Source organism: Streptomyces sp. NPDC055103, assembly GCF_053607625.1.
In genome coordinates this window covers 109424-130021 of record NZ_JBSGTX010000010.1, presented here as the reverse complement: position 1 = coordinate 130021, position 20598 = coordinate 109424, and the positions used below count along the sequence as shown (strand labels likewise).

Here is a 20598-nt window from a genome sequence, read left to right as displayed (position 1 = left end):
GGCGGCGGGCGCCCACTCCTCCACACACCCCCCCCACCCCATCTATAAAGCTGCTCCGGGGGGGGCGGGGGGGCCCCCCCCCCCCCCCCACCACCGGCGCTTTGCAGTGACGTGCATTGCATGAGTGATCAGCGGCCCGCTCCCCCGGGCCGTGCCCCGGTGGGCGCGGGAGCCCCAGAACCGCGAGGAATAAGACCATGACCGTGGACTCCCAGGGGACGGCCAGCGCCGCTCCTCAGGACGCGCCCGGGAGGGCGGCAGGGACGTCTCAGACGCCGCCACCCCCTTCCGGCTCGAAGGAAGTCCTTCAGCCCTCGCGCGGCAGACGCTCGCTGCCGAGTGGGCTGCTGCCCTATCTGCTTGTCGCGCCGGCCCTGCTGTCCATGGCCGTGCTCCTGCTCTACCCGCTGGTCCGCAATGTGATCCTCTCCTTCCAGTCGATCAACCGGAAGGAATTCATCACCCGCGAGACGGTCTGGACCGGCTTCGACAACTACACGGACCTCCTGAGCGACTCGGAGTTCTGGTCGGTCGTCGTCCGAAGCATCGTCTTCACCGCCGTGAACGTCGCCCTGATCATGGCCATCGGCACGGGCATCGGCCTTTTGCTGAACCGCCTCGGCAAGAAGATGCGACTGGTCCTCTCGCTGGCCCTCATGTTCGCCTGGGCCATGCCGATCGTCGCCTCGGTCACCGTCTTCCGCTGGCTCTTCGACGAGCAGTTCGGCGTCGTCAACTGGCTCATGCGCACGCTCGGCTTCTCGGGCTACGAGCAGCACAACTGGTTCGAGACGGGCTTCTCCACCCTCGTCATCATCCTGATCCTGCTCGTCTGGGGCTCCGTCCCCTTCGTCGCCCTCAACATGTACGCCGCCCTGACCACCGTCGGGACCGAGCTGTACGAGGCCGCCAAGATGGACGGCGCGAGCGGCTGGCGGACCTTCTGGGCCGTCGTCTTCCCGAACCTGAAGTCCTTCTTCATGATCACCACGTTCCTGGAGATCATCTGGATCTTCAAGGCGTTCGCCCAGGTCTACGCCATGAACCAGGGCGGTCCCGACCGCGGCTCCGAGACCCTCCCGGTCTTCGCCTACATCGAGGGCGTCGGCCAGTTCCACTACGGTGTCGCCGCCGCCATCTCCGTCCTGACGATCGTGATGCTCATCGCGGTCATGTCCTTCTACTTCCGCCTGATCCTGAAGCAGGAGGAGGAGCTGTGAGCACCACCACCCAGACTCCGCAGAAACTGCGTACCAGGAAGCCGCTCACGGTCGGCACGGTCGCCAAGAACGTCAGCGCCCTCGTGATCGCGGTGGTGTTCGTCTTCCCCGTCTACTGGATGTTCTCGTCCTCGCTGAAGCCGCAGCACGAGATCATGACGAAGGACCCCGTCTTCGTCTTCACGCCGACGTTCGAGAACTACACGACCGCGACGGGCGTCGACCTGTTCTGGACATACGTCCAGAACAGCCTCCTCGTCACCGTCGGCGCCGTGCTGCTCGCCCTCCTCGTGGCCCTGGCCGCGAGCTTCGCGATCGCCCGCATGAAGTTCAAGGGACGCAAGGGCATCGTCCTGATCGTGATGCTGGCGCAGATGGCCCCCTGGGAGGTCATGGTCATCGCGATGTACATGATCTCCCGTGAGAACGACATGCTGAACAGCATCCCGATGCTCACGCTCATCTACTTCGTGATGGTCCTCCCCTTCACCATCTGGACCCTGCGCGGCTTCATCGCCGCCGTCCCGGTCGAGCTGGAGGAGGCCGCGCAGATCGACGGCTGCACCCGGGGCCAGGCCTTCCGCAAGGTGATCTTCCCGCTGCTCGCCCCCGGCCTGATGTCGACCTCGCTCTTCGGCTTCATCACGGCGTGGAACGAGTTCGCGATGATCCTCATGCTGAACAAGGACAAGGAGTCGCAGACGCTGACGCTCTGGCTGACCCAGTTCCAGACCGCGTTCGGCAGCGACTGGGGCGCCACCATGGCCGCCTCCACGCTCTTCGCCCTCCCCGTGCTCATCGTGTTCCTCTTCCTCCAGCGCAAGGCCGTCGGCGGCATGACCGCCGGCGCGGTGAAGGGATAACGGCGTCTCATGACCACACTCGTACACGGCTCGGACACCCTGACCCGTGACGCGCTCACGGTGCTCCAGCCCGGCTTCGTCGGCACCACCGCTCCCGACTGGCTGCGCCGGCACATCGGCGAGGGCCTCTCCTCGGTCGGCCTCTTCGGCCGGAACATCGTCAGCCCCGACCAGCTCGCCGCGCTCACCGCGCAGCTGCGCGCCGAGCGGGACGACGTCCTCGTCGCCATCGACGAGGAGGGCGGGGACGTCACCCGCCTCGAGGTCAAGCAGGGCTCGTCCTTCCCTGGCAGCTACGCGCTGGGCAGCGTCGACGACGTCGAGCTCACCCGGGCCGTGGCCCGCGAGCTCGGCCGCCGGCTCGCCCAGTGCGGCGTCGACCTCAACTGGGCGCCCTCGGCGGACGTCAACTCCAACGCCGAGAACCCGGTCATCGGCGTCCGGTCCTTCGGGCCGGACCCGGACCTGGTCGCCCGGCACACCGTGGCGTACGTCGACGGCCTCCAGGGCGTCGGGGTCGCGGCCTGCACGAAGCACTTCCCGGGACACGGCGACACCAACGTCGACTCGCACGACGCGCTGCCCCGGATCGATGTGGACCTCGCCACACTGCACGCCCGTGAGCTGGTACCTTTCCGCGCCGCCATCGCCGCGGGTACCAAAGCGGTCATGAGCGCGCATATCCTGCTCTCCGCGCTCGACCCGCACCGTCCGGCCACCCTGAGCCCGCAGATCCTCACCGGTCTGCTGCGCCAGGAGCTGGGCTTCGAGGGGCTGATCGTCACCGACGGCATGGAGATGCAGGCCGTCGCGGCGACGTACGGCATCGAGCGCGGATCCGTCCTCGCGATCGCCGCGGGCGCCGACGCCATCTGTGTCGGCGGCGGGCTGTGCGACGAGGACACCGTACTGCGGCTGCGCGACGCGCTGGTCGACGCGGTACGGACCGGTGAACTGCCCGAGGAGCGGCTGGCCGACGCCGCGGCGCGCGTGCGCGCCCTGGCGGCCTGGACCCAGTCGCACCGGGCCAGGGGGGCTGAATCGGTGTCGGGCGCGGCAGTGCAGGAGGGGACCGCGCCCGGCGCCGACATCGGACTCGTCGCGGCCCGCCGGGCCCTGAAGGTGACCCGGGGGGAGCGGCCGTACACGCCGATGACCAGCGCTCCCTTCGTGGCCTCCTTCACCCCGGTCGCGAACTTCGCGGTCGGTGACGAGACGCCCTGGGGCATCGCGGCGGAGCTGGAGCGCCTGCTGCCCGGCACGGAGACCGGCTCGTACGCCGAGGCCTCGGTGGACGAGGTCCTCGCCGCCGCGGGGGAGCGCCGGATCGTCGCGGTCGTCCGTGACGCCCACCGCCACCCGTGGATGACCGAGGCCCTGGACGCGCTCCTCGCGGCCCGCCCCGACACCGTCGTGGTCGAGATGGGCCTCAACGAGGCGGAGCCCCGTGGGGCCCTGCACATCGCCACGCACGGCGCGGCGCGCGTCTGCGGCCGCGCGGCCGCGGAGGCCGTCGCCGGCACCGGCGCCTGACCGGACGTACCCGAAGGGGCCCGGCACCTGAACCAGGTGCCGGGCCCCTTCGCCGTCAGCGGAGAGTCCGCGTGGATCAGATGCCCTGCCAGGCCGGCTTGTTGGCGAAGGTGTGGCGGAAGTAGTCCGCGAGCTTCAGCTTGGAGGCCGCGGCCTCGTCCACGACGACCGTGGCGTGCGGGTGCAGCTGGAGCGCGGAGGCCGGTACGAGCGCCGCCACCGGGCCCTCGACGGTCTGCGCCACGGCCTCGGCCTTGCCCTCACCGGTGGCCAGCAGCACCAGGTGACGGGCCTCCAGGATGGTGCCGATGCCCTGGGTGATGACGTGGTGCGGCACCTGCTCGATGTCGTTGTCGAAGAAGCGCGCGTTGTCGACGCGGGTCTGCTCGGTGAGCGTCTTGATCCGGGTGCGCGAGGCGAGCGAGGAGCACGGCTCGTTGAAGCCGATGTGCCCGTCGGTGCCGATGCCCAGGATCTGCAGGTCCACACCGCCGGCCTCGGCCAGCGCCCTGTCGTACGCCTCGCAGGCCGCCTGGACGTCCTCGGCGGAGCCGTCGGGGCCCATGAAGGCCTCCTGGGAGAGACCGAGCGGCTCGACGACCTGGCGGAGCACGGTGGAGCGGTACGACTCGGGGTGCCCGGCGGGCAGGCCGACGTACTCGTCCAGCTGGGCGATCCGGGCGCGGGAGGCGTCCACGGAGCCGGCCGCGACCTGGGCGGTCAGAGCGTCGTAGATGGGGATCGGGGTCGAACCCGTGGCCACGCCGAGCAGCGCGTCGGGCTTGCGGCGCAGGAGGCCGGCGATGCCGTCCGCGATGAGCTCGCCGCCCGCCTTGGCGTCCTTGACGATGACAACTTCCACGCTGTGCCTGCCGATCTGGTGGAGGGGCTGGTGAGGACCATGTGGTATAGACCAATCAAAGTCCAAATCTAGCAGAGGAGAGGCCGTCTCCTCATGCCGTTCCGCCGTACGGACGGCACCGCCACCATCGTCTGCCGCACCCGTCCCCCCAGCCACACGGACCCGCCCCTGTCGCCGCCCTCGCGGCTCACCGGCTCAGGCCAGTGAGCCGCCCGTGGCGTCGATCCAGTGGCCTGTCACCCAGCGCGCGTCATCGGAGGCCAGGAAGGCCACCACGTCGGCTATCTCCGCCGGGGAGCCGACCCCGCCGAGCGCCGACATTGCCGCCGCGCCCGCCCAGGCCTGCTCGTCGCCCCGCAGCCAGCCCGCGTTGATGTCCGTGTCCACGATCCCCGGAGCCACCGCGTTGACCGTGATCCGACGGGGGCCGAGGACCTTGGACAGGTCCCGGGTGAACACGTCGAGCGCGGCCTTCGACATCGAGTACGCGATCAGGTCCGGCATGAGCGCCGCCTTGGTCAGGCCGGTCGAGACGTTGATGATCCGGCCGCCGTCCCGCAGTCGCCCGGCGCCCAGCTGGGCGAGGAAGAACGGTGCCCTGGTGTTGACGGCGAAGACCCGGTCGTACTCCTCCTCGTCGAGCGTCGCGAACGGCTTCGACGCCGCGATCCCCGCATTGTTCACCAGGATGTCCAGGCCGCCGTCGCCGCCGGCGGCCGCGTCGAAGGACTCCCACAAGGCCGCCGCGTCCCCCGGTACCCCCAGCTCCTGGCCGAAGGCGAAGGCCTCGCCGCCCGCCGCCTCGATCGCCGCGACGGTCTCCTTCGCCGCCGTCTCGTTGCTCCCGTAATGCACCGCGACCCGCGCGCCGTCGCGGCCGAGTCGCTCGGCGATTCCCCGCCCGATGCCCCGGCTGCCGCCCGTGACCAGCGCCGTCCTGCCTGCGAGCACGCCCATGGCGACGCCCCCCTGTTTGTGTAGTGGTCGTTACGAAAAGAACGTACCCCAGATTTGCTAGCGCGCGCTATAGAATTCACTCCATGGTGACGAGACAGCGCGGCCGCCCCCGCTCCTTCGACCGGCTCACGGCTTTGGAGCAGGCCACGATGGCCTTCTGGGAGCACGGCTACGAGACGACCTCCGTCGCCGACCTCACCCGCGCCATGGGCATCAGCGCACCCAGCCTCTACGCGGCCTTCGGCGACAAGAAGACGCTCTTCGAGGAGGTCGTCGAGGCGTACGCGGGGTCGTACGGCGCGTACGGTGGCCGCGCCTTCGCCGTGGAGCCGACGGCTCGCGACGCCATCGGACGCGTCCTGCGGGAGGCGGCGGAGGTCTTCACGGAGCCGGGCCATCCGCGCGGCTGCCTGATGATCTCCGCGGCGACCAACTGCTCGACGCCCGAGGTCGAGGAGGCCCTGCGGGCGCGCCGGGAGGCCAGTCTGGCTTCCTTCGAGGACCGGATCCGTCAGGGCGTCGAGGCGGGGGAGCTGTCGCCCGGTACCGACGCCCGCGCGCTCGCCCGCTTCAGCGGCGCCGTACTCCAGGGCATGTCCCAGCAGGCCCGCGACGGTGCGACGAAGGAGGATCTCGCGGCGGTGGCGGAGTGGGCGATGCGCTCCTGGCCTGCGGAGACGGCCTCGGAGGCGGCCTTGGCGTCGGCCTCGGAGGCGGCCGCTGAAACGACCCCGGAAGCACCCGCGGGCCGCGGCGCCTGACGGGACCCTCAGCCCGCCCGGCACCGCAGCCCGGAGTTGCTCGGCCGGGGGTGTGCGGTCCCTCGGCCGTGTGGGAGGTCTCGACGCAGTCAGGGCAGAGAGCGTCGGGTACCTCGTTCCATCCTCCTGTGCGGGGAGGATGGAGGCTTGTAGCGTCATTGTGGACTAGACCATTCTTGTCTGTCCATCCACAGGAACGCGGCCCTTCCCGGCCCATCCTCCAACACGGACGCCCGGAGATCCAGGTTCACCGCCCCTGCAATTCCGCGGGTACCCTCGCACCGTGCCCTCCATGAACGACCTCGTGCGCCAGCACACCGCCCTGAGCGACTCCGACCTCGAGTGGCTCCACCTGCTGGTGTCGGAGTGGCAGCTGCTCTCCGACCTCTCCTTCGCCGACCTCGTCCTGTGGGTTCCGACCCTCGACGGCACGCGATATGTCTCCGTCGCGCAGATGCGACCCAACACCGGCCCCACCTCCTACCAGGACGACATGGTCGGCCACCTGGTGCCGCGCGGCCGCCGGCCCCTGCTCGACGCCGCCCTCGACGAGGGCCGGATCGTTCGCGAAGGCGACCCCGAGTGGCGCGAGGAGGTCCCCGTCCGGGTCGAGTCCATCCCCGTACGCCGCGAGGGTCGCGTCCTCGGCGTCATCGCCCGGAACACCAACCTGCTCACCGTCCGCACCCCCTCCCGACTGGAGCTCACCTACCTCCAGTCCGCCTCCGACCTCGCCCAGATGATCGCGGCCGGAACGTTTCCCTTCCCCGGCGAGCAGGTCGACATGGACTCCTCGCCGCGGGCCGGCGACGGCCTCGTCCGGCTGGACGCGGAAGGCGTCGTCCAGTACGCCTCGCCCAACGCCCTCTCCGCCTACCACCGGCTCGGGCTCGCCGCCGACCTCGTCGGCCAGCACCTCGGCCAGATCACGGCCGAGTTCGCCCCCTCCCGCGGCCCCGTGGACGAGGCCCTCGTCAAGCTGGCCTCGGGCTACGCGCCGCGCGAGTTCGAGGTCGAGGGCAACGGCGGGGTGATCCAGCTGCGGGCGATCCCGCTCAGCCCCAAGGGCACCCGGATCGGTTCGCTCGTCCTGCTCCGCGACGTCACCGAACTGCGCCGCCGCGAACGCGAGTTGATCACCAAGGACGCCACCATCCGGGAGATCCACCACCGGGTGAAGAACAACCTCCAGACGGTGGCCGCCCTGTTGCGTCTCCAGGCCCGCCGGATGGACTCCGACCGCGGCCGCGAGGCGCTCAACGAGGCCGTGCGGCGCGTCGGTTCGATCGCCATCGTCCACGAGACGCTGTCCCAGAACCTGGACGAACGCGTCGAGTTCGACGAGATCGCCGACCGGGTGATCGCGATGGTCGCCGAGATCTCCCCGGGCAAGGTGACCTGCCGGCGCAACGGCCGCTTCGGCATCCTCGACGCCGAGGTCGCGACCCCGCTCTCCATGGTCCTCACGGAGATTCTTCAGAACGCCCTTGAACACGCCTTCGCCCAGGGCGAGCAGGGCACCGTCGAGGTCACCGCCGTGCGCGGGGAGCCCCGCGTCGACGCCCGGCTCCTGATCACGGTCCAGGACGACGGTCGCGGTCTGCCCGAGGGGTTCGACCCGCAGCGGGCCGGCAACCTCGGACTCCAGATCGTACGGACGCTGGTGGAGGGGGAGTTGGGCGGAACCTTCGACATGGTCCCCGGCGCCGAGCGCGGCACGAAGGTGATCCTCGACATCCCCGTACTCGCGCAGAAGTGACGGCTCGCGCAGAAGTGACCGCCCGCGCAGAAGTGACGGCTCACACAGAGGTGACCGCCTGAGCGCAGCACAGCAGCGAGCCCCGGACCGAGAAGATCGGTCCGGGGCTCGAATGCTGTGGGTTACTGCTGCGCGCTGCGACTCGAGGGCGGTGATTGCATACGCTACGTATGCGCCGCTGGCCTCAGGCTTTCGGCGGGGTGTCAGGCGGTAGCGTTACGCGCCCGGTTGCGAGCGGCACGGCGCTTCATCGCGCGGCGCTCGTCCTCGCTGAGGCCACCCCAGACGCCGGAGTCCTGGCCGGACTCGAGCGCCCACTGCAGGCACTGCTCCATGACGGGGCAGCGGCGGCAGACGGCCTTGGCTTCCTCGATCTGCAGCAGCGCAGGACCGGTGTTGCCGATGGGGAAGAACAGCTCGGGGTCTTCCTCACGACAAACGGCGTTGTGACGCCAGTCCATGGCTGCTACCTCTCTAGGGTGTTACAAGCTGGTTGCTTGTGAATGTGAACGCTTTCACGAATCCCCCCGCAAGGGAAGGGCCGACTGCCAGGTGAACTGGTGTGGTCCTAAGACTGAGGAGGGGTTCTGGCTCTCAGTGGAGGCCGGTGTTGCGGGCCGTCCCGATCGCCAAGAAGAGACTCCCAAACCCCAGCAACGGATACAACCCCTTCCGGAAAGTTTTTTTTGATTCCTCGGTGTCGGCTAGGTCACAGCCGTACTTCTAAGGGGTGGATGCCAGCCTAAACGTTCGAGTGAAAGGACTTTGGGCCCTTCCACTCACACAATCACACGCAGTGCACGGCGTACGCCTGTGAACGTCACGCTCGTACGCAGTCCAAGGTGGTCGCCGTCCATCTGAAGGGGGAGGGGAACCTTGGAATGCAAGGTGAAGTCGGTCAGGTCGTGCAGAGTCAGGGCGTGCTTGCCGCGGGGCCCTCGCTCCGGCGTGGAAGTGAGCAGCTGGGTGGCGTACCGGGCCACCGCGGGGGTGGAGAGACGGCTCAGTCCGAGCACGTCGAGAGCGGTCTCGAAGGACGCCTCCGGGGACGCGTACACCGGACGATTGCCCAGGTAGGTCCAGGGGGAGGTGTTGCAGATTATGGAGAGGACGAGGTCCTCGACCGGCTCCGCCCCGGGGCGTTCCAAGGTGATCGTGCCGTGGCGCCGGTTCGGTTCCTCCAGGAACTGGCGGAACACCTGGCGCAGATAGAGGGCGTGCGTGGATCTCTTCCCGCGCTCCCTCTGCTGTTCGACCCGGCCGATGACGCTCGCGTCGAATCCGAGGCCGGCACAGAAGGTGAACCAGCGCGAAGGAACCGCTTCGTCCTCGGTGCCGGGCGTCCCGGCCGCAAGCCCGAGGCTCACTGTGCGTGTCCGTCGTTCACGCAGTGCGTCGAGCAGGGCGCCGGTCGCCTCCACGGCGTCGTTCGGCAGTCCGAGCGCGCGGGCGAAGACGTTGGTCGAGCCGCCGGGGACGACCGCGAGTCCCGGAAGGCGGTCGGGATCGGGCCCGCCGTGCAGCAGTCCGTTGACGACCTCGTTGACCGTGCCGTCGCCGCCGAGGGCCACGACCAGATCGATGTTGCCCGAGTCGGCCGCGCGCCGCCCCAGGTCGCGTGCGTGCCCGCGGTACTCGGTGGTGACCGCCTCCAGCTTCATCTCGCTGGCCAGCGCGTGGATGAGCACGTCACGGGTGCGGGCACTGGTAGTGGTGGCTGCCGGATTGACCACGAGAAGTGCGCGCATGAGCGCCAGCGTACCTACCCGGCGGTACCTGTCCCAGCCCAGGCCCACCCGTCGGACACTCCCCGGGCATCCCGCACGGCCTCCTCGGCGGCCCGGACGGCGCCCCGGTTACGCTGCCCTCTATGAGCAGCAGCAGTACGGAGCAGACCTCCCGCCCCACCCGTCTCGCCGCCGCGGCGGCCGTCGCCGGCATCGAGGCCCTCGGGCTCCTGGCCGGCGGCGTGTACATGCTGGTGAACGCCCTCACGGACGGGAGCGGCGACCTCACCGGCGCCCTGACCGGTGCGGTGACACTCGTCGCACTCGGTCTGATCCCGCTCGCCGCCGCCCGCGGCCTGTGGCGGTGCCGCTCCTGGAGTCGCGGCCCGGCCGTCATCACCCAGATCCTGGCCCTGCCGGTCGCCTGGCAGATGCTCCAGGCGAACAGCGCGCTGATCCCGGTCGGTGTCGTCCTCGGCGCCCTCGCCGTCACCGGGCTCGTCCTCCTGGTGAACCCGGCCACGACCGAGGCGCTCGGCATCCGGCGCCCCGGCCAGGACACTCCGTAGGGCCTTCGCCCCTACTCCTCGACCAAAAGCTTCTCCCGAAGCGACGCCAGGGTCCGAGCCAACAGCCGAGACACGTGCATCTGGGAGATGCCGACCTCCTGCGCGATCTGCGACTGGGTCATGTTCCCGAAGAACCGCAGCAGCAGGATTCGCTTCTCCCGGGGCGGCAGGTCCTCCAGGAGCGGCTTGAGCGACTCGCGGTACTCGACCCCCTCCAGGGCCTCGTCCTCCGCGCCCAGCGTGTCCGCCACGGCCGGCGACTCGTCGTCCGTGTCCGGGACGTCCAGGGAGAGCGTCGAGTAGGCGTTCGCCGACTCCAGACCCTCCAGGACCTCCTCCTCCGAGATCCCCAGCCGCTCCGCCAGCTCGTGCACAGTGGGGGACCGGCCGTGCTGCTGGGAGAGCTCCGCCGTCGCCGTGGTCAGCGAGAGCCGCAGCTCCTGGAGGCGGCGCGGCACGCGGACCGCCCACCCCTTGTCACGGAAGTGGCGCTTGATCTCGCCGACGACGGTCGGGGTCGCGTACGTCGAGAACTCGACGCCGCGCTCCGGGTCGAACCGGTCCACCGACTTGATCAGGCCGATCGTCGCCACCTGCGTCAGGTCGTCCAGCGGCTCGCCCCGGTTGCGGAAGCGCCGGGCCAGGTGCTCCACCAGCGGCAGGTGCATCCGGACCAGCCGGTTGCGCAGCTCCGCCTTCTCCGGGGAACCCTCCGGCAGCTCGCGCAGCTCGACGAAGAGGGCGCGGGCGCCGCTCCTGTCGTTCGGGGCCGGGACGACGGGGGGCTCCGGGGCCTCGCTGGCCTCGTCACCCTGTACGGCCTCCGCCGCCGTGGCCTCCGCCTCGGTGGCCTTGGCCTCTTCGGCGCTCGGCGTGCCGGAAGGAGCCCCGGAGGTCTCGACGGCCCCGGAAGCCTCCGAGGCATCCGAGATCTCGGAGTGGCCTGGTGTCCCGGGAACCTGGTGGTGCTGCTGCTCGTGCTCGCTCATCTGGTCCGCCTGCTCCGTAGCGACCTCATGCGGCCGCGCCTGCTGCTCAGGGATGCCGGCCGTCGCGTCCCCGCTCCTCACGCCGGGCCTGGCCCCGCGCCGCGCTGTTTGTACAGGCTGATCGAGACCGTACGGTCATCGGCCACCGACGACTCCACCTTCCCGGCCAGTGCCGACAGCACCGTCCAGGCGAAGGTGTCCCGCTCCGGCGCCCGGCCGTCGGTCGTCGGGGCGGAGACCGTCACGTCCAGCGAGTCGTCGACCAGCCGGAAGACACAGCTGAGGACGGACCCCGGCACGGCCTGCTGGAGCAGGATCGCGCAGGCCTCGTCGACCGCGATCCGCAAGTCCTCGATCTCGTCGAGGGTGAAGTCCAAGCGCGCCGCGAGGCCGGCCGTGGCCGTACGCAGCACGGACAGATAGGCACCCGCAGCGGGCAGCCGGACTTCCACGAAGTCCTGGGTCCCGGGCTCGCCTGTGATCTGGGACACCCTCACCTCCAAGGTGGCACAAGCTCATTCGGGGTCCGGGGGGAGTGGCCCCGGACCGGGCGGTGCGCAGGGGGCTGCGCGGTCCGCCGTGACGCTATCGCGATCCGTCCCGCCGTGTCGCCGCGAGCCCCCTCGGGCCCCCGCTCACGCTCGTCACCCATGGTAGGCCCATGGGTGCGGACGGTGGGTAGGGGTCTGCGGCTGGCGAAAACGAGCGACGGGCGGAGGGGTGACGTACCCAACCGGGAAGCGGTCGAACCGTCGGAAGCCCGCCGTACCGAGCGGCCCGGCGGTCGGACGGTTCAGCCCGTACGGCCGGCTCCTCGACGCGTCCCGGACGGCGCCGCCCGGCCGTCAGACGATCGAGCCGTCCACGAAGCACCAGCGCCAGGCCTCGCCCGGCTCGTAGGTCCGCATCACCGGGTGCCCGGTGGAGGAGAAGTGCCCCGTCGCGTGCCGCCCCGCCGACGAGTCGCAGCAGCCGACGTGTCCGCAGCTCAGACAGAGCCGCAGCTGGACCGGGTGCGTCCCGTCCGCCAGGCACTCCGGGCAGGTGTCGGCCAGCGGCGCCGGCTCGGGGCGCGGCATTTCGGCAACGTGGAGGCACTCGCTCATGATGGCCAGGTTACGTTGCGCGACAAGACGGGGACGGGCATGGACGCACTGCAGCTGGTGGCACTGGTGGCGGCGAGCACCGCGATCGCGGGGCTGGCGCGCAGGACCCCGGTGCCGGCCCCGCTGCTCCTGGTCGCCGCCGGCCTCGCCGCCTCGTACGTCCCCGGAGTGCCGGACTACACGCTCGACCCGCACATCGTGCTGCCGCTGATCCTGCCCCCGCTCCTCTACACGGCGGCCGTCGACTCCTCCTACCTCGACCTGCGGGCCAACATCCGGCCCGTCGCCCTGCTCTCCGTCGGCTACGTCCTCTTCGCCACCGTGGCCGTCGGCTGGCTCGCGTACGTCCTCGTCCCCGACCTGCCGCTCACCGCCGCGCTCGTGCTCGGCGCGGTGGTCGCCCCGCCGGACGCGGTCGCCGCCACGGCCATCGCCCGCAAGCTCGGCCTGCCCCACCGGATCACCACGATCCTCCAGGGCGAGTCCCTGGTGAACGACGCCACCGCCATCACCGCCTACAAGGTCGCCCTCGCGGCGGCCGTCGGCGAGGGCGTCAGCTGGGCGGGCGGCATCCAGGAGTTCGCGCTCGCGGCCGTCGGCGGGATCGGTGTCGGCCTGGTCCTCATGGTCCCCATCCACTGGCTGCGGCGAGGCCTCGGCGACTCCCTCCTCCAGAACACCCTCTCCCTCCTCATCCCCTTCGTCGCCTACGCGGCCGCCGAGGAGGTCCACGCCTCCGGTGTCCTCGCCGTCGTCGTGGTCGGCCTCTTCCTCGGCCACCGCGCCTGGCAGGTCGACTTCGCGACCCGGCTCCAGGAGGAGGCCGTCTGGAAGATGGTCGCCTTCGTCCTGGAGTCCGCCGTCTTCGCCCTGATCGGCCTCCAGCTGCCGTACGTCGTCCAGGGCCTCGGCCAGTACGGCATCGCGGAGGCCGCCTGGTACGCGGTCGGGGTCTTCGTGGCCGTCGTCGTCGTCCGGTTCGTCTGGGTCTACCCGGCGACCTTCCTGCCCCGATGGCTCTCCACGGGCGTGCGCGAGCGCGAGCCGGGAGTGGACTGGAAGGCCCCGCTCGTCGTCGGCTGGGCCGGCATGCGCGGGGTGGTCTCCCTCGCGATCGCCTTCTCCATCCCCGTCGTCACGGACGGAGTGGAGTTCCCCGCCCGTAACCTCGTCCTCTTCCTCACCTTCACCACCGTCATCGGCACGCTGGTGGTGCAGGGCCTCACCCTGCCCCCGCTCATCCGGGTCCTGAAGCTCCCCGGACGTGACCGGTACGCCGAGACCCTCGCGGAGGCGCAGGCGCAGAGCGAGGCCTCCCGCGCCGCCGAGGAACGCCTCGACGCACTCCTCGCCGACGAGCGCAACGCCCTCCCGAAGCCCCTCGCCGACCGGCTCCGCACGGTCCTGGAACGCCGCCGGAACTCGGTGTGGGAGCGGCTCGGGGCGGTCAACGCGGCCACCGGGGAGACGGCGGACGACACGTACCGGCGACTCTCGCGCGACATGATCGAGGCCGAGCGCGAGGTGTTCGTGCGACTGCGCGACGCGCGCCGGATCGACGACGAGATGATGCGTACGCTGCTCCGCCGCCTCGACCTGGAGGAGGCCGCCGCGTACCGCGAGGAGACGGCGGACTAAGACCTGTCGGCGGACGGCTCCGGGGCGCCCGTCACCACCGCCGCGAGCCGGGTACCCGCCGGGAACGCGCCCTCCTCCGCGAGGGTCGCGAGTCCGTGGAGCATTTTGGCGACATACAGTCGCTCGACGGCGAGTCCGTGCCGCGCCTCGAAGTCCCGTGCGAACGCCTCCAGATCCGGGGTCGTACGGGCGTAACCGCCGCAGTGGAACCGCTCGTCGAGGGCCCAGTCGCCGCGCGGGCCGCCGAACGCCGCCTGCTGGAGCGCGCGGACCTCCGCGCCCAGGAAACCGCCCTTGAGGACCGGGACCCCCAGCGCCCTCTGTCCGGGGGAGAGGCCGGCCGCGAGGCCCGCGAGGGTGCCGCCCGTGCCGCAGGCGACGGCGACCACGTCCGCCGCCCCGGCGAGCTCGCGGCCGAGCTCCACGCACCCCCGCACGGCGAGCGCGTTGCTGCCGCCCTCCGGGACCACGTACGTCCCCGCGGGGGCCCGCTCCAGGAGCGCGGCGAGCGTGGCGGGGTCGTTCTTCGCGCGGTATGTGGCACGGTCCGTGAACTCCAGCCGCATCCCGTCCGTCGCGCACTGCGCGAGGGACGGGTTCAGCGGGCGTCCGGCCAGCTCGTCGCCGCGGACCACACCGATCGTGGGGAAGCCGAGGAGCCGGCCGGCGGCGGCCGTCGCGCGCAGGTGGTTCGAGTACGCGCCGCCGAAGGTGAGCACCGGCCGGCCGTCCGCCGCGCGGAGGTTGAGCGCGAGCTTGCGCCACTTGTTGCCCGGCAGGTCGGGGTGGATGAGGTCGTCGCGCTTGAGCAGCAGCGTCAGACCGCGCCGGGCGAAGCGCTCGTCCTCCACCGGCTCCAGGGGCGAGGGGAGCCGGGGCCGCAGGCGGGAGAGGTCGAACGCGTTCACCCGGCCATTGTCCGGCAGCGAGGCCGGGCCGGCCGGCCGGTGAGCCGGCCGGGCAGTGGGTCAGCGCAGCAGGTCGGCGACGCGTTCGCGCATCGAGGCCATCGTGAAGCCGCGCGGATCCACCTTCCCCGGCTGCCACTCCCGGTGGCCGATGACCGAGCGCTGGGTCCAGCCGTGGGCCCGGCACACGGCCGCCGCCGCCTTCGCGATGGCGTCCAGCTGGACCTTCGGCCACGGGTCCTCGCCGTCGCCGAGGTTCTCGCACTCGAAACCGTAGAAGTGCCGGTTGCCGTCCGTCGTGGCCTCGTCGTCCGGCGGCAGGTGCTGCTCGGCGACGACCGCCCTGAGCACCTCGTCGTCGCCGAGCCCCGCGTGGTTGGTACGGCCGTAGCCGACGAGGTGGACCGTTCCGTCCTTGGCGATCACGCCATGGCAGAGCGGCCCCGGCAGGGCCGCGTAACCGTCCCTGCAGATACGGACGGTGCTCGCGGTGCCCTTGGTCACGGTGTGATGGATCATCACGCCGTGCACCGGGCCCCAGGGCCCCTTGTGGTTGCGGTTGTGGGTGGACCAGTCGCCGACCTGGACGACCGTGAGTCCCTCGTCGCGCAGCGCGTCGAGGAACCTGCTCGCGGACATGGGTGAGGCCATGACCGACTCCCTTCGGGGGACGGGATGAGCTTCCGGAGTACCGGAGTACGCCGCTCCGGGGCCATCCGTTCGGGTGGTGTGCGAGCCGATCCGGACATCGTGGCGTGGGGCGGGTGGTGCCCCGGTGTTCGGGTGGAAATCACATGACATGCCCCGAAGATCATCGAATAGTCCCACTCGAATGTGTAATGGCGCGGGCACGTTCCGTGCTGAAAGGCTTCTCTGGCAACTCACGCATACGAGAGGGAGTTCCATGTCCGTTGGTTCGGTTGGCGACGAGGTCCGTACGGACCAGGCACCGCAGCAGAGTCTCGGTACCGCCGCCGCGCGGAACCTCGCCACGACCACCAAGTCCGCGCCGCAGATGCAGGAGATCACCTCTCGGTGGCTCCTGCGGATGATGCCGTGGGTGCAGGTGCAGGGTGGCACGTACCGGGTGAACCGCAGGCTCAGCTACTCCGTGGGTGACGGCCGCGTCACCTTCGTCCAGACGGGGCAGCGTGTCGCGGTCATCCCCGCGGAGCTCGGCGAGCTCCCCGCCCTCCGTGGATACGAGGACGAGGGCGCGCTGACCGAGCTCGCGTCCCGCTGCGCGCAGCGGGAGTACGCGGCGGGCGAGATCATCGCGACCGCGGGCGCCCCCACCGACCGCGTGTACCTCCTCGCGCACGGCCGGATCGAGCAGATCGGCGAGGGGCCCTACGGCGACGAGGCCGTCCTCGGCGTCCTCGCCGACGGCGCCTACCTCGGCGAGTCCGCCCTGATCCGCGACGACGCCGTCTGGGAGTGGACCGCCCGCGCCGCCACCGCCTGTACGGTCCTGGAGCTCACCCGGGACGACGTGCGGAACCTCGCGGACCGGGCGGACTCGCTCGCCGCCCACCTCGCGGGCGTGGCCGCACTGCCCGACCAGCGCACCAACAACTACGGTGAGGCCGCCATCGACCTCTCCGCCGGCCACGTCGGCGAGGCGGTCGTCCCGCACACGTACGTCGACTACGACGCCTCGCCCCGCGAGTACGAACTGAGCGTCGCCCAGACCGTGCTGAAGGTGCACAGCCGCGTCGCCGACCTCTACAACCAGCCGATGAACCAGACCGAGCAGCAGTTGCGGCTGACGATCGAGGCGCTCCGCGAGCGCCAGGAGCACGAGCTCATCAACAACAAGGAGTTCGGCCTCCTCGCCAACTGCGACTACGGGCAGCGGATCCAGCCCCACGACGGCGCCCCCAGCCCCGACGACATGGACGAGCTGCTCTCCCGCCGCCGGGGCTCGAAGCTCTTCCTCGCCCACCCGCGCGCCATCGCCGCCTTCGGCCGCGAGCTCAACAAGCGCGGTCTCGTGCCCGAGACGATCGACGTCAACGGCAACCGCATCCCGACCTGGCGCGGTGTGCCGATCTTCCCATGCAACAAGATCCCGGTCTCGGACGCCCGGACCACCTCGATCATCTGCATGCGTACGGGCGAGGCCGACCAGGGCGTGATCGGTCTGCACCAGACCGGCCTCCCCGACGAGATCGAGCCCAGCCTCTCGGTCCGCTTCATGGGCATCGACGAGCAGGCGATCATCTCCTACCTCGTCACGGCCTACTACTCCGCGGCCATCCTCGTCCCGGACGCGCTCGGCGTCCTGGAGAACGTCGAGGTCAGCCGCTGGCGCTGAGCCGGTGACGCCCGGGGGCGGGTCCTGAACCCCCACCCCCGGGCGTCTCCCCGCGCTCGCGCCGCGAAGGACATGAAGGATGTGACCGTGACCATGACCAGCGCGGATGCCGTCACCGAAGGCCAGGGGGCCGTGATGCTCCTGGATCAGACGCGCACCGCTGTCAATCCCCAACTACGCTCCACCGTGGAGTCCTTGCCGGGCTCCATACGGCGGGTGGCGATGTACCACTTCGGCTGGGAGCACGCCGACGGCACCCCGGCCGCCGGACAGGCGGGCAAGGCCATCCGTCCCGCCCTGGTCCTCGCCGCGACCCGCGCCCTCGGAGCCGAGTCCGCCCAGGCCGTGAAGGCCGCGGCGGCGGTCGAGCTCGCGCACAACTTCACCCTGCTCCACGACGACATCGTCGACGAGGACCCGACCCGGCGTCACCGGCCCACGGCCTGGACCGTCTTCGGCATCCCGGACGCCCTCATCGCCGGTGACGCGATGAGCGCACTCGCCCTGCGACTGCTCGCCGAGGACCCGCACCCCGCGTCGCCGGCCGCCTCCGCGCGCCTCGCCGCCTGCATCATCGAGCTCTGCGCCGGCCAGCAGGCGGACTGCGCCTTCGAGCAGCGCGCACCGCTCGACGTCTCGCTCGACGAGTGCGTGGCCATGGCCACCGCCAAGACCGGCGCCCTGCTCGGCGCCTCCTGCGCCATCGGCGCGCTCTACGCGGGCGCGGGCGAGGAGGAGGTCGGGGCGATGGACGCCTTCGGCCGCGAGGCCGGACTCGCGTTCCAGCTGATCGACGACCTCATCGGGATCTGGGGCGACCCGGACCGTACGGGCAAGCCGGCCGGCGCCGACCTCGTCGCCCACAAGAAGTCGCTGCCCGTGGTCGCGGCGCTCGCCTCGGGAACCCCCGCGGGGAACGAACTGGCCGAGCTCTACGCCCGTCCGACCCTCGACGCGGCGGCGGTACGGGCGGCAGCGGACGCGGTCGAGCGCGCCGGCGGCCGGGACTGGGCGCAGGCCCAGGCGGCCGAGAGCATGGGCCGCGCCGTCGAGCACCTGGCGCTGGCGGTCCCGGACCTGGCGGCGGCGGGGGACCTGCTCGCCCTCGCGGAGTTCGTCACGCGGCGTACGCGCTGACACCGCCAAGGCCCTATGCGCTGACGCCGCCAGGGCCCTATGCGCTGACTGAGTCAGGGCCGTACGCGCACCCCGATGGTCACGCCTCGGGGACGATGCGGTTGACCACGGTCTCGACCAGGTCGTCCAGGTCCCGTTCGACGTGGAGGCCGGGCACGGTGAAGTGGTCGAGCAGCAGCCCGGTGAGGGCGAAGTAGAGCACCCGGACCGTGTCCGCGTCCCCGGGCATTCCGGAATCGACGTGCAGTCGGATGTTCAGGTCGAGGTCGCCCCGGAGTACCTGGGTGAACCGTTTCTGGAGCTCGGGCCGGCGCGCGGCCTCCAGGCGCAGCTCGAACAGGCCCAGGTAGCAGGTGCGTTCCGCGGTCATGCGCCGGGCGAGCCAGCGCATCAGCTCGACGACGAGGGCGCGGCTGGGCTCCGGCAGCAGCGCGGCGTCGATGGCGCCGGGCTCGGGGGTCAGCCGGACGAAGATCCGGTCGGCGACCTCGGACAGCAACCGGTCCCGGTCGCTGAAGTAGTTGGACGAGGTGCCCGTGGGGACCCCCGCCCCGGCGTCGACGGCCCGGAAGGTCAGCCCTCGGGCGCCCTCGTTCGCGAGGACCTCGATCGCGGCGTCGAGCAGTGCCGTACGGCGTTCCGGGTTTCTCGCCATGTCGGGCTCCGTCCGTGCTGATGGTGTTTCTTCGGAAAATCGAAATCAGGGCTTGCGCAACCACTACAGGTGAAGCACTATAACCGTCGTGGTCGTGATCACGACCCGCTCCCCAGAGACAAGAGGACCGGTTTGCGCAAGCTCACCTACTTCATCGCCTGCAGCATCGATGGCTTCATCGGTGACCCGAAGGGCGATGCCACGTCCACGTACGCCTACGTGGCCGGGGAATACCTGGAGTACTTGAAGTCCGAGTACCCGGAGACCATCGCCGCCCCCGGGTGGCCCGTGGTCGGCATCGAGCCCGGCACGGCGAACCGTCACTACGACACTGTGATCCAGGGCACGAACACCTACAAGGTAGGCCTGGACATCGGCATCACCAGCCCGTACGCCCACATGCGGGAGTACGTCGCCAGCCGCTCGCTCACCGAGTCGCCCGACCCGCACGTCGAGCTGATCGCCGACGACCTCGTCGGCCGCGTCCGCGAGCTCAGGGCCGAGGACAGCCCCCTGGGCGTCTGGCTCTGCGGCGGCTCGACCATCGCCGGCGAGCTGATCGACGAGATCGACGAGCTGGTCATCAAGACGTACCCGCAGGTCTACGGCTCCGGCATGCCGATGTTCGGCGCGGACTTCGCCCCACGCGACTTCGAGCTCGGTGCCGTGCGCACCTTCGACAACGGCGTGCTCGTCCGCACGTACTCCAGGAAGCGGTAGCGGCGGGAAGCGGGTCCGTGCGAGGCGTCCTACCCTGGAGACATGGCTGACGAGGTGCCTCGCACGACGCGGGACCCCTTGGCCGCGCCGAAGTGCCCGGCCTGTGGTCGACCGCGCAGCACGCTGGCCACCCGGCACAAGGTCCTCGGGGCCTGGGTGCCGGAGTGGGAGGTGCAGCCGTGCCGTAATCCGGAATGCCCGCTGTACGAGAGTGCGGAGGCGCGTACCGAAGGGGGCTCCGATCCACGGTCCGGACGCGGGCACGGAAGAGGGCGTAGACCAGGGCCTGGGTCAGAGCCCGGGGCAGGGCATGGAAGCCACTAGCACGCAGGTGACCGGCAAGAACGGCGAGATCGGGAGAAGTCCGGCCACCGGGTGACCGGCCGCGCGCCGGAGCCGGTCATACCGCTACAGTCCGGCGCATGTCATCGGAGTCGACAGAAGTCTGGACCGGCTGGTACCGGGACCGCAGCGGCGCGGAAGCGATCGTCATCACGGCCACCGGCCGGCACGTGGCCACCCGGATCAGGGGGGTCGAGTACACGGGCGCGACCTTCGCCGCGCTCACCGCCGCCGACGGCGACGGGCGGGCCGGGGGCGGCGGGCAGGCCCTCGGCGGCTGCGTCCTGGAGTGGGACCTGCCGCTCCCCGTCGTCACGGACGGCGTGGCCCAGCAGGCCACCCTGAGCTGTCTGCTGACGCTCGGCGAGCGTGCGGACCTCAGCCTGACGCTCCACTACGGTGGCGCCGCCTTCGAGTCGTGCGTCGCCGGGGGTGACTTCGAGGGTGCGCTGGAGCGGGTCCGGCGCCAGCTTCCGCCCGGCGCCGACTTCGGCCGCCGGCTCCTGCAGGCGGCCTGACACCTGACACTCCCGGG

21 protein-coding genes are annotated in these 20598 nt (G+C 70.9%); 11 read left to right on the top strand and 10 right to left on the bottom strand.

The annotated features are described in order from the left end of the window. The first annotated feature begins 197 nt into the window (after positions 1 to 197). Genes ACWFR1_RS09605 through ACWFR1_RS09595 form a run of 3 tightly spaced genes read left to right on the top strand, consistent with a single transcriptional unit; the run spans position 198 to position 3616 of the window. On the top strand, positions 198 to 1220 hold the full coding sequence (locus ACWFR1_RS09605; RefSeq protein ID WP_453548457.1) for a carbohydrate ABC transporter permease: 1023 nt from the start codon (positions 198 to 200) through the stop codon (positions 1218 to 1220). Further along, a complete protein-coding gene (locus tag ACWFR1_RS09600) occupies positions 1217 to 2083 on the top strand; it encodes a carbohydrate ABC transporter permease (RefSeq protein WP_453548455.1) in 867 nt (288 codons plus the stop codon). The genes ACWFR1_RS09605 and ACWFR1_RS09600 overlap by 4 nt, the downstream gene beginning before the upstream one ends. 9 nt (positions 2084 to 2092) lie before the next feature. Then, positions 2093 to 3616, top strand: a complete 1524-nt coding sequence (locus ACWFR1_RS09595; protein WP_453548453.1) for a glycoside hydrolase family 3 protein — start codon at positions 2093 to 2095, stop codon at positions 3614 to 3616. A 76-nt stretch (positions 3617 to 3692) separates the two neighbouring features. Here the strand turns inward: ACWFR1_RS09595 and nagB are convergent, their stop codons facing one another. Further along, positions 3693 to 4478, bottom strand: coding sequence for a glucosamine-6-phosphate deaminase (gene nagB, locus ACWFR1_RS09590; RefSeq protein ID WP_453548451.1), 786 nt, complete (start codon positions 4476 to 4478; stop codon positions 3693 to 3695). A gap of 195 nt (positions 4479 to 4673) precedes the next feature. Further along, a complete protein-coding gene (locus ACWFR1_RS09585) occupies positions 4674 to 5435 on the bottom strand; it encodes an SDR family oxidoreductase (RefSeq protein WP_453548449.1) in 762 nt (253 codons plus the stop codon). An 83-nt stretch (positions 5436 to 5518) separates the two neighbouring features. Between ACWFR1_RS09585 and ACWFR1_RS09580 the strand changes: the two genes are divergently transcribed. Continuing rightward, positions 5519 to 6196 carry a TetR/AcrR family transcriptional regulator gene (locus ACWFR1_RS09580; protein WP_453548446.1) on the top strand — a complete coding sequence of 226 codons (678 nt, stop codon included), beginning with the start codon at positions 5519 to 5521 and terminating at the stop codon, positions 6194 to 6196. Positions 6197 to 6488: 292 nt separating this feature from the next. Next, complete coding sequence (locus ACWFR1_RS09575) at positions 6489 to 7955, top strand: sensor histidine kinase (RefSeq protein ID WP_453548443.1); 1467 nt, start codon at positions 6489 to 6491, stop codon at positions 7953 to 7955. 203 nt (positions 7956 to 8158) lie between these two features. On the opposite strand, the gene ACWFR1_RS09570 is transcribed toward ACWFR1_RS09575, so the two are convergent. Both ACWFR1_RS09570 and ACWFR1_RS09565 read right to left on the bottom strand, forming a co-directional pair. Then, positions 8159 to 8416: a WhiB family transcriptional regulator gene (locus ACWFR1_RS09570; protein WP_004937597.1), complete on the bottom strand. Its 258-nt coding sequence runs from the start codon at positions 8414 to 8416 to the stop codon at positions 8159 to 8161. A 318-nt stretch (positions 8417 to 8734) separates the two neighbouring features. Next, positions 8735 to 9703: a diacylglycerol/lipid kinase family protein gene (locus ACWFR1_RS09565; RefSeq protein WP_453548440.1), complete on the bottom strand. Its 969-nt coding sequence runs from the start codon at positions 9701 to 9703 to the stop codon at positions 8735 to 8737. Positions 9704 to 9825: 122 nt separating this feature from the next. Between ACWFR1_RS09565 and ACWFR1_RS09560 the strand changes: the two genes are divergently transcribed. After that, entirely contained in the window at positions 9826 to 10251 is a 426-nt protein-coding gene (locus ACWFR1_RS09560) for a hypothetical protein (RefSeq protein WP_453548438.1), read from the top strand. A gap of 11 nt (positions 10252 to 10262) precedes the next feature. On the opposite strand, the gene ACWFR1_RS09555 is transcribed toward ACWFR1_RS09560, so the two are convergent. From ACWFR1_RS09555 to ACWFR1_RS09545, 3 genes are all read right to left on the bottom strand, one after another. Beyond that, positions 10263 to 11321: an RNA polymerase sigma factor SigF gene (locus ACWFR1_RS09555; protein WP_453548435.1), complete on the bottom strand. Its 1059-nt coding sequence runs from the start codon at positions 11319 to 11321 to the stop codon at positions 10263 to 10265. After that, on the bottom strand, positions 11318 to 11731 hold the full coding sequence (locus tag ACWFR1_RS09550; protein WP_024761155.1) for an ATP-binding protein: 414 nt from the start codon (positions 11729 to 11731) through the stop codon (positions 11318 to 11320). Before ACWFR1_RS09550 ends, ACWFR1_RS09555 begins: the two co-directional genes overlap by 4 nt. 354 nt (positions 11732 to 12085) lie before the next feature. Further along, the gene (locus tag ACWFR1_RS09545; RefSeq protein WP_453548432.1) at positions 12086 to 12346 is read right to left on the bottom strand and encodes a UBP-type zinc finger domain-containing protein; all 261 of its coding nucleotides are present in this window, start codon (positions 12344 to 12346) and stop codon (positions 12086 to 12088) included. Positions 12347 to 12385: 39 nt separating this feature from the next. Between ACWFR1_RS09545 and ACWFR1_RS09540 the strand changes: the two genes are divergently transcribed. Continuing rightward, on the top strand, positions 12386 to 13984 hold the full coding sequence (locus tag ACWFR1_RS09540; protein ID WP_453548430.1) for a Na+/H+ antiporter: 1599 nt from the start codon (positions 12386 to 12388) through the stop codon (positions 13982 to 13984). Here ACWFR1_RS09540 and ACWFR1_RS09535 read toward each other — a convergent pair. Together ACWFR1_RS09535 and ACWFR1_RS09530 are read right to left on the bottom strand one after the other, a co-directional pair. Beyond that, positions 13981 to 14892 carry a 1-aminocyclopropane-1-carboxylate deaminase/D-cysteine desulfhydrase gene (locus ACWFR1_RS09535; protein ID WP_453548427.1) on the bottom strand — a complete coding sequence of 304 codons (912 nt, stop codon included), beginning with the start codon at positions 14890 to 14892 and terminating at the stop codon, positions 13981 to 13983. The two genes, ACWFR1_RS09540 and ACWFR1_RS09535, sit on opposite strands and share 4 nt — an antisense overlap. 60 nt (positions 14893 to 14952) lie before the next feature. Further along, positions 14953 to 15543: an N-acetylmuramoyl-L-alanine amidase gene (locus ACWFR1_RS09530; protein WP_453548424.1), complete on the bottom strand. Its 591-nt coding sequence runs from the start codon at positions 15541 to 15543 to the stop codon at positions 14953 to 14955. 253 nt (positions 15544 to 15796) lie between these two features. On the opposite strand from ACWFR1_RS09530, the gene ACWFR1_RS09525 reads away from it, so the two are divergent. Continuing rightward, positions 15797 to 17209, top strand: coding sequence for a family 2B encapsulin nanocompartment shell protein (locus ACWFR1_RS09525; RefSeq protein ID WP_453548422.1), 1413 nt, complete (start codon positions 15797 to 15799; stop codon positions 17207 to 17209). Positions 17210 to 17302: 93 nt separating this feature from the next. Further along, the gene (locus tag ACWFR1_RS09520; RefSeq protein ID WP_453548514.1) at positions 17303 to 18346 is read left to right on the top strand and encodes a family 2 encapsulin nanocompartment cargo protein polyprenyl transferase; all 1044 of its coding nucleotides are present in this window, start codon (positions 17303 to 17305) and stop codon (positions 18344 to 18346) included. A gap of 79 nt (positions 18347 to 18425) precedes the next feature. On the opposite strand, the gene ACWFR1_RS09515 is transcribed toward ACWFR1_RS09520, so the two are convergent. Then, positions 18426 to 19001 carry a TetR/AcrR family transcriptional regulator gene (locus ACWFR1_RS09515; protein WP_453548420.1) on the bottom strand — a complete coding sequence of 192 codons (576 nt, stop codon included), beginning with the start codon at positions 18999 to 19001 and terminating at the stop codon, positions 18426 to 18428. 132 nt (positions 19002 to 19133) lie between these two features. On the opposite strand from ACWFR1_RS09515, the gene ACWFR1_RS09510 reads away from it, so the two are divergent. Together ACWFR1_RS09510 and ACWFR1_RS09505 are read left to right on the top strand one after the other, a co-directional pair. Next, on the top strand, positions 19134 to 19721 hold the full coding sequence (locus tag ACWFR1_RS09510; RefSeq protein WP_453548418.1) for a dihydrofolate reductase family protein: 588 nt from the start codon (positions 19134 to 19136) through the stop codon (positions 19719 to 19721). Between the two features lie 422 nt (positions 19722 to 20143). After that, positions 20144 to 20581, top strand: coding sequence for a DUF6304 family protein (locus ACWFR1_RS09505; RefSeq protein WP_453548415.1), 438 nt, complete (start codon positions 20144 to 20146; stop codon positions 20579 to 20581). The last annotated feature ends 17 nt before the right edge of the window (positions 20582 to 20598 follow it).